General features: G+C 53.1%; 8 protein-coding genes. 1 reads left to right on the top strand and 7 read right to left on the bottom strand.

Annotated features, from left to right (window positions below; translation table 11 throughout):
* A partial coding sequence (locus VLH40_09100) for a homocysteine S-methyltransferase family protein (GenBank protein ID HSV32159.1) occupies positions 1-514 on the bottom strand: 514 nt, incomplete at its 3' end.
* Between the two features lie 15 nt (positions 515-529).
* On the bottom strand, positions 530-994 hold the full coding sequence (locus VLH40_09095) for a peroxiredoxin (GenBank protein ID HSV32158.1): 465 nt from the start codon (positions 992-994) through the stop codon (positions 530-532).
* 295 nt (positions 995-1289) lie between these two features.
* On the opposite strand from VLH40_09095, the gene VLH40_09090 reads away from it, so the two are divergent.
* Positions 1290-2819 carry an FGGY-family carbohydrate kinase gene (locus VLH40_09090; GenBank protein ID HSV32157.1) on the top strand — a complete coding sequence of 510 codons (1530 nt, stop codon included), beginning with the start codon at positions 1290-1292 and terminating at the stop codon, positions 2817-2819.
* A 62-nt stretch (positions 2820-2881) separates the two neighbouring features.
* Here VLH40_09090 and VLH40_09085 read toward each other — a convergent pair whose 3' ends face one another.
* From VLH40_09085 to VLH40_09065, 5 genes are all read right to left on the bottom strand, one after another.
* Positions 2882-3334: a flavodoxin family protein gene (locus VLH40_09085; GenBank protein ID HSV32156.1), complete on the bottom strand. Its 453-nt coding sequence runs from the start codon at positions 3332-3334 to the stop codon at positions 2882-2884.
* Positions 3331-4467 (bottom strand): D-alanine--D-alanine ligase, encoded by a 1137-nt coding sequence (gene ddlA / locus VLH40_09080; protein HSV32155.1) that lies wholly within the window; start codon positions 4465-4467, stop codon positions 3331-3333. The genes VLH40_09085 and ddlA overlap by 4 nt, the downstream gene beginning before the upstream one ends.
* 21 nt (positions 4468-4488) lie before the next feature.
* Entirely contained in the window at positions 4489-6141 is a 1653-nt protein-coding gene (locus VLH40_09075; protein ID HSV32154.1) for an NAD+ synthase, read from the bottom strand.
* Positions 6142-6226: 85 nt separating this feature from the next.
* Positions 6227-7282 carry an HD-GYP domain-containing protein gene (locus VLH40_09070; protein ID HSV32153.1) on the bottom strand — a complete coding sequence of 352 codons (1056 nt, stop codon included), beginning with the start codon at positions 7280-7282 and terminating at the stop codon, positions 6227-6229.
* Between the two features lie 108 nt (positions 7283-7390).
* Complete coding sequence (locus VLH40_09065; GenBank protein HSV32152.1) at positions 7391-8554, bottom strand: iron-containing alcohol dehydrogenase; 1164 nt, start codon at positions 8552-8554, stop codon at positions 7391-7393.
* Positions 8555-8640: the final 86 nt, after the last annotated feature.

The raw sequence follows: 8640 nt of genomic DNA, 5'->3' as shown, positions 1-8640 counted from the left end.
TGAAGCTGGCGATCACCTCGCCGCCCGCTTCCCGCACCGCCTGGCAAGCCAGAAGTGCCTCACCGGAGTAACTGAAGGTTTCCAGATGGAACAGTTCAATACCCGACTCCCGTAAAATTTGGACCTGTTCCCGGTAGGTATCAAGAACCACTTCCGGCGTCAGATCTCCGTAAGGTTCCAGGAATTCACCAGTTGGCCCGAGCGAGGCGGCTGGGATGACCCGGTCTCCGGCTGCTTCTCTAGCCAGGTGGGCTCCTTCCTGGTTCAAGTCCCGGATACGGCTGGCCAGGGCATATCGTTTCAAGCGTATGCGGTTTGCGCCGAAGGTGTTGGTTTCGATGATCTGCGAACCGCCATCGACATATTCCTGGTGGACCTGGAATACCTCAGCCGGGTGGGAGAGGTTCCACTCCTCGGGCGGATGACCGGGGGGCAGGCCGAGGGTCTGAAGTCGAGTTCCCATCGCTCCGTCGAATAGAATCGTTCTTTGAGTTAGCAGGTCATTGAGTATCAACGGGCTTCACCCCTCCTAGACTTTTTCTGTCGCGGTCAGGATTTCGTGGATATCCGGCCGTTCCTTGGTCGGGTAGACCTTTATCCAGCTTACGAGGCCATCCGGACCGACAATGATCACCGCCCGTTCGGAATATCCGTTTTCCTCCCGGAAAACACCCAGCTTCCGGGCTACTTCACCGTGCGGCCAGAAATCCGAGAGCAGCAGCAGGTTTTTAATTCCCAGTTCTTTGGCCCAGGCGTGCTTGGAGGGAACCGGGTCGACGCTCATTCCCAGGGGCACGGCACCGAGACGGATAAAATCGTCGTAATGCTTTTCCAGATCCTGCATTTGGTAGGCACAGATACGGGTAAAAGCTAAAGGATGAAAAGCCAGGACGACCTTTTTCCCCCGGTAGTCGCTCAGGCGTTGATCTTTGCCATGCTGGTCTTTCAGGATAAAATCGGGGGCAGTCTCTCCGGATTTTATCGGTGAACTCATAATGCATGCCTCCCTTGTCTATGAGCTGGTGATATGAAAAAACTCTGTTCCTGTCTGGCTGTATTCCTTCCCTGTCCATCTAACCTCAAGCCAAAGACAACGTTTGCAGGAAGCCCTGGTTGCAACCTATGCGGACATTATATGCTAAAGCTTCCGATTACACTATGGATGAACTTCCCTATTTCAGTTTGCCTTCTTTTCTTAAGCGCCGGAGGGAAGCTGAGGGCGGTAAATCTTGACAATCGGACACTCTTGGTCAACACTATTTTCAGGTCAACAATGATGGAGGTGGACAATGTATCTGATGGGAACCGACATTGGAACACAGGGGACCAAGACGGTGATGGTCGACGAAAAAGGGAAGTTTGTCAGCGAAGCCTTTCGTGAATATGGAGTAATCACCCCCCGCCCTTCCTGGGCCGAACAGTGGCCGGATATCTGGCATGAAGCCGTTCTTGAAACTTTGAAAGAGTGTTTGGAGAGATCCGGAGTGTTCCCGCAGGATGTGGCCGGATTGGCCATCAGTGGCCTGTATGGCGGTTCCGGGGTTCCAGTCGACAAAGACATGAAGCCTCTCAGACCCTGTTTGATCTGGATGGACCGACGGGCCCGCCGGGAAACCCAGTGGGTCAAGGACACCATACCGCTTGATAAAATTTTTGGGATCACAGGGAATTACGTGGACTCGTACTACGGATTTACCAAGATGATGTGGATTCGGAATAACGAACCGGAAGTCTGGAATAAGCTATTCCAGTTCGTAACTCCGAAGGACTATGTGGTTTATCGTTTGACCGGTGAACTGGCGACTGATTATTCCTCCGCCGGAAATATCGGTGGGGTTTTCGATATTCACCGCCGGGAATGGTCCGGAGAAATGTGTGATCTTCTGGGTATTCCCAAGCATCTTTTGCCGAAACGGATTACCCTTTCTTCGGAGCTGGTCGGTAAACTCAGTAGCCAGGCTGCCGCCCAGACCGGCCTCTTGGAAGGGACTCCGGTGTATGGTGGGGGAGTGGACGCTCCAGTCGCCCAACTCGGTGCGGGGGTGCTCAGTGAAGGGGAGCACGTGGCGATGGCCGGAACCTCGATGTGCTGGGGAACCGTCCACGGGGGACAGTACCTCACCCCCGGTCTGGTAAGTTTTCCCTATGTCGTCTACGACAAGGAACGGATTTACACCTTCGGCGGGAGCGCCACTTCCGGAGCTCTGGCTCGCTGGTTCCGAGATCAGTTCGGCGGATATGAAAAAGAAGTGGAAAGAAATACCGGAATTTCGGCTTATACCCTCATGGAGTTGGAAACATCCGGCATTGGACCGGGAAGTGACGGGGTCCTGGTTCTTCCCTATTTTATGGGGGAACGCTCGCCGATCTGGGATCCGGACGCCCGGGGTACTATACTCGGACTTTCCCTGTTCCACAACCGGAACCACGTTTACCGGGCCATGCTCGAAGCCGCCGCCTATTCCCTGCGGCACAACATGGAGGAAGGCATCAAAGCCGGTCTCAAGCTCAACCCGGATTGCTGGATCGTGGGTGGTGTAGCCAAATCCACCTTCTGGGTGCAGATTTTCGCCGATATCACCGGGTTCAACATGAAACGGCTGGCCAAGGACGTGGAGGCGCCTTTCGGCGACGCCTTTTTGGCCGGACTGGGATCCGGGGTGATCGATTCTCCGGAACGGATCAAGGATTGGATCGAATTCCGCCCCCTGATCGAAGTCAACCGGGGAAATCAGGCGGTGTATACGCGCTATTATGAACTGTTCCTGGAACTTTACAAAAGCACGAAAACAGTCATGAAAAAACTGGCTGAACTGTAGTTGTTTCCACCTGTTCGGCAAGACTTGCGGGCGATGTGGTCCGGCTGTCCAGCCGAACAGGTTCAGTCCCTTTTCAGAAGGCTTCGGGCGAATTCCCTTGCATCGTTCAGATCCTGTTTATTCGGACGATTTTTATTGATGCCCCCGACCAGCTTAAGGGGTCCGTACGTATCATATCCCTTGCAGGCAAAATCACCGATCACAGAAAATCCGTGTTCTTCAAGGTTTTTCCGCAGGGCTTTATGACTTATTCCGGCCTTGCCCCATCCGCTGGTGGAAAAGATAAAAGCCTTAAGCGGGTTTTCCGATAGACGACGGCTGAGTTCGAGGATTCTTTTGTGGTGCTTTCCAATGAAGATTCCGGACCCGAATCCAACGAGGTCAAAACCATGGAGCATTTCATCAGTGACCTTTTCTGGCTCTTCGATACGGGCGTCCAAAACTTCGCCCAGGGCGCGGGCGATCTTCGCGGTATTTCCGTGGTTTTCGGAAACACAAACGATGAGGGTCTTCATGGTTGATCCTCCTCGGTATGTACATATCGATCGACATTGATACTCAGTTTCTGGGTTTTTTCGTGACGTTCCAGGGCTAAACGGATCAGCCGATCGATCAACTCCGGCTGGGAGATGCCGCTGATTTCCCACAGGCGGGGGTACATGCTGATGTCCGTAAAGCCGGGGATGGTGTTGATTTCATTGATTAAGATTTCGGTTTGGTGACGGAGAAAAAAATCCACCCGAGCCATGCCCGTGCATTCCAAAACCCGAAAAGCGTGAATAGCCAAATCCTGGATGGAATTTTGTACTTCTGGCTTGAGACGGGCGGGGAGAACGAAGCTGGCGCCGTTTTTATCAATGTACTTGGCCTGGTATGAATAAAATTCGTGCCTGGGAATGATTTCTCCGGGAAGGGAAGCGATGGGAGTGTCGTTGCCCAGGACGGAGATCTCGATTTCCCGCCCCTCGATGTATTCTTCCAGCAGGATTTTTTGGTCATAGCGAAAAGCCTCATGAATGGCCTGGAGAAGTTCCCCGGGTTCTTTCACCTTGCTGATACCCACCGATGAACCCAGATTGGCCGGTTTAACAAACAGGGGGAGTCCCAGTTCTTCGGTAATGGTTCCCGGATCCAGCGTTGATAGTTCATAGCGGCGGAGGGTGATAAACCGAGCGACTGGCAGATTGGCACAGCGTAAGAGTCTTTTCATGACATCTTTGTCCATGCTCACCGCCGAACCAAGGACATCGGAGCCTACACAGGGAATGCCGGCCAGCCTCAACAGTCCCTGGATTGTCCCATCCTCCCCAAACGGGCCGTGCAGGACGGGGAACACGATATCAACCGGTTCGAGCTGATAGGAGTCTGGAAAAAGATGCAGGAACCGCCCTGGTGATTGTCCCGGCGTCAAGCAGATGCTGGTGTACGAATCGGTCTGGGCGGAGGAGAGTGCTGTGGTTCCGGGTTCGATAAGGTTACGGGGCAGGGTGGTCGACCAGCATCCCTGCCGGTCGATAAAGACCGGAACCGGTTCATAGCGGGTCCGATCGATCGCCTTGAGAATGTTCCGGGCCGATTGGACGGAAACCTCGTGTTCGGCGGACATTCCGCCAAAGACCACACCCACCCTGATTTTTCGCTCGCTCATTCTTTCACCTCATAGCTCCCCTCAGTCAAGGGGGCAACGAGCGGCGATCGGCATCCGGCGGCCTATTCCGAAAGCCTTGCTGGTCACCTTGAGTCCGGGGGCGGCTTGCTTCCTCTTGTATTCATTTCGTTCAACCGCGCTTACGACCCAACGGACGACTGTTTCATCGTAGCCCCGTCGAATAATCTCCTCGGGAGGGAGCAGATCTTCGATATAGGCGGCGAGAATCTCGTCCAGGACCGGGTAGGGAGGGAGAGTATCCTGATCTTTCTGATCCGGCTTCAACTCGGCTGAGGGGGCTTTTTCGATGCTTTCCCGGGGAATCACCGGATGATAGCGGTTGATATGGGTGGCCAACTGATAAACCATGGTTTTGGGAACGTCGGAGAGCACGCTCAAACCCCCGCTCATGTCCCCGTACAGAGTACAATACCCCACCGCCATCTCCGATTTATTTCCGGTAGAGAGGACCAAGTAACCGAACTTGTTGGAAAACGCCATCAGGATATTTCCCCGGATACGAGCCTGGAGATTTTCTTCGGTTGTATCCGATTCATGACCGGCGAAGGATTCTCGCAGGGTTTCCAGGTAGCGTTCGTAGATGCCATTGATTGGTATCACGTGACAGGAAGCCCCGAAGTTCCGTGCCAGGGTTAGTGAATCATTGATGCTCCCTGGTGACGAAAAGGGGGAAGGCATGGTTACGCCGAGCACATTGTCCGGTCCAAGTGCTTCGACAGCCAGACAGAAGACCAGTGCCGAATCAATCCCTCCGGATAAACCGATCACTACTTGACTGAATCCGCATTTCCGAACATAGTCCCTGATGCCCAGAACTAAGGCCTGGTAAACGGTTTCAATCCGGTCAAGCGGGGTATAGGAACACGGTTTCTCGGTTCGGCTTGAATCCCAGATGGCCAGTTCTTCGGTAAAAGCGGAAAGCACGCGTACCGGTTGTCCCGCCCGATTGAAGACCAGGCTTCGGCCGTCGAAGATGAGTTCGTCATTGGCCCCGACTTGGTTGAGGTATACGAAAGGGGTAGCGGTGCGTTGGGCGTGCCGCTTGATGATCCGGTAACGAAGTTCTTCTTTACCCACGGTAAAGGGAGAAGCGGAAAGATTAATAAAAAGAGTGGTGCCTTGTCGGGATAAAAGTTCGATAGGGTCGATCTCGTACTGGATGCCTCCCGGCCAGAAATCCGGCGTGTTCCAGGCGTCTTCACAGATGTTTACTCCCAGACGCTGGTCCTTAAAAGGAATCGGTTTGATTTGGGGAGCGGGCTCGAAATAGCGGCTCTCATCGAATACGTCATAGGTGGGAAGTAGAGTTTTCGCGGCGGTTCCGATAGTCTTTCCCTCGTAGACTAAAACCGCTCCGTTATAGAGCGGTTTTTCGTTACAGCTTCCAATCGGAATCGGGGTTCCAAACAGAATGCCAGTGCCCGGATATCCCTTCGAGATCTCTTCCACATCCCGGACCGCCCGCGTGACATTTTCGATGAACCAGGGTCGTTCCAAGAGGTCTTTGGGTGGGTAGCCGGTTAAAAACAGTTCAGAGAAAACCAGGAGATCCGGTGAATGGTTTCGGTGCAAGGCCAAACTTTCCCGAAGTTTCCGGACATTACCTGGGAGATCTCCCACGATTGGATTCAATTGGGCCAGCGCAACAATCAACCAGTGAGTCCTTCCTTCTGCGTCACTGTGTGGACAAATCCGTTGTCATAAATTCAAAACCTCTCGAGCGTCCGCTGCTCTTTTCTCAACAATCTCCGGCGGAGAGCCAGAGTGTTTTGATCTTATTCTCGGCGATGGTTTTCAGGCAGGCGTCAACAACGTCTGTGTCATAGAGGGTATCCCGGTTATGGGCGATTTCTTCCATGACTTCTTCGAAATCACGTTCCTTACGAAAAGGGCGCTGGGAGAACATAGCTTCCACCGTATCGGCAACTGCGATAATCCGGGCCTCGAGAAGAATTTTGGCCCCGCGCAGACCTTCCGGATAGCCGGATCCGTCGATTCGTTCGTGATGTTGAAGGACAATTTTTCCGATCGGCCAGGGAAACTCGACCGATTTGAGGATGTCGTATCCCACTTGGGGGTGGACCTTGATCATTGCGTATTCAATATCGGTCAATGGTCCCGGCTTGAGAAGGATTTCGGTCGGAATATAGATTTTTCCAATATCATGGACCAGGCTTGAAAGGAAACAGCAGTCGACCTTATCTTCGGCCAGGCCCATTTCCCTGGTTATGAAACTGGCCAGCTGAGCCACCCGTTTTTGGTGACCGGCGGTATAGGGGTCCCGCATCTCGACGATTTTCCCCATGGCCTGAATGGTACCAAAGGTGGTTTTTTCAAAACGTTCCCGCGATTGGACAAGTTCCACCCGCAACTGTTTCAGTTCAGTGATGTCGGAAGCCAAAAGGCAAAGCACAAGTTGTCCGTCCGGCCAGAGTAGAGGGATTTCCCGGCAACGATACCAATGGTTGTCCATCCGGTTGAGGACTTCCCACTCCGAGAGGCCCTGGATTTCTTTTCTTTCGGGGAAAAGAGTGTCCATCATATTCAAGGGATCCTGAAACGCGTGACTGATTTTTTCCCAGCGCAAGGAATCCGTTTTCCCATACCGTTTCTCGCAGGCCGCGTTGACGAAAAGGATTTCTCCCGTTTCCTGAATCCGGATGAAAATGACTTCATCAAGGGATTGAAAGACCTGAAGAAGCTCTTCGTGCTTCAACGCAAATAGCTCTGCCAGGTGATTTTTTATCCTGGGATCTTTGATTTCCTCCAGGAGACTACGATGGAAGTAATCCATAATTTCGCCTTCCCTCAACTGGCGTTTCACGGTAGAGGCCATTGTCTGTCCGGAACAGGCGACCCTCATCGGACGGGCGCGGCTCTTCTCTCCCTGGTTCGTACAGGCTTACAGGCACATTTTCAGGATGTTCAAAACATCCACCTTGGAAAGCGGCTTCATTTCGCCCAAGGGACCGCGGCTGACCGCCCGTTCGGCCATCTCCTCCAATTTTTCCGAACCGATCCCAACCTCTTTCAGGGAAATAGGGGCACCTATGGATTTGAGCCATTCTTTAGTCCGTTCGATAGCCGCCAATCCCTGTTCCCGTTGGCTCTTGCCGTCGGCATTCAAGCCCCAGATCCGCTGGCCGAACTGGGCGAATTTGCCAGGAATGATGTCCAGGACGTATTTCATCCACTGAGGGAACACAATCGCCAGTCCGGCCCCGTGAGGAATGTCGTACAGGGCGCTTAACTCGTGTTCGATATTGTGGGTCGACCAGTCTCCGCTGACGCCGGCGGACAATAAATGATTCAATGCCAGGGTTCCGCACCACATGATCGTGGCCCGGGCATCATAGTCATCGGGCTTGTCCAGAACCCGGGGGGTGTATTCGATGACAGTATTGATGAGGCTTTCGTTCAGCCGGTCCTGCACCGGGCATTCGTTGATATCGTGAAAATACTGCTCAAAAAGATGAGCGAGGATATCACAGCTTCCGTTGACCGTCTGATCCCGAGGTACGGTGAAGGTGTTGACCGGGTCCAGGATCGAAAAGGTCGGAAAGATGGCCGGGTCGACTACGGCCCATTTCTGAAGGGTATCGTCGTTGGTGACCACCGAATTATGATTCATCTCCGAGCCGGTGGCGGCCAGTGTCAAAACCGTTCCCAGCGGGAGCATTGCGCCAGGTACTGCTTCTTTCGTGAAAAAATCCCACGGGTCTCCGTCGTATTTCGCTCCGACCGCGACGATTTTAGAGGCATCGAGCACGCTGCCTCCTCCCATGGCCAAGATAATTTCGATGCCCTCGGTTTTACAGATTTCCACTCCCCGCCGAACACTGGACAAGCGGGGATTCGGCTGGATGCCCGAGAGTTCAAAAATGGTCATCCCTTCCTGTTTGAGGGCGCTGATCACCTGGTCGTATAGGCCGGTTTTTTTTATGCTCCCACCGCCGTACGTCAGGAGGATTTTCTTTCCGTATTTCCGGCATTCGGTTCCTACCCGAGCAGTTTCACCTTTTCCAAAAAACACTCGGGTCGGATTGTAGAATTTAAAGTTGTTCAACTGTGCTCCCCCTTTCCGATCCTCATCTTTTAACCTGGTTCTTATTATATACCCAAAATCTGGAACCGCCAAATGGAAAAGGTCAT

The sequence above is a fragment of the Atribacteraceae bacterium genome, assembly GCA_035477455.1.
Classification (GTDB): domain Bacteria; phylum Atribacterota; class Atribacteria; order Atribacterales; family Atribacteraceae; genus DATIKP01.
Note: the sequence above shows the minus strand (reverse complement) of the source record. Positions and strands in the feature narration are given on the sequence as shown.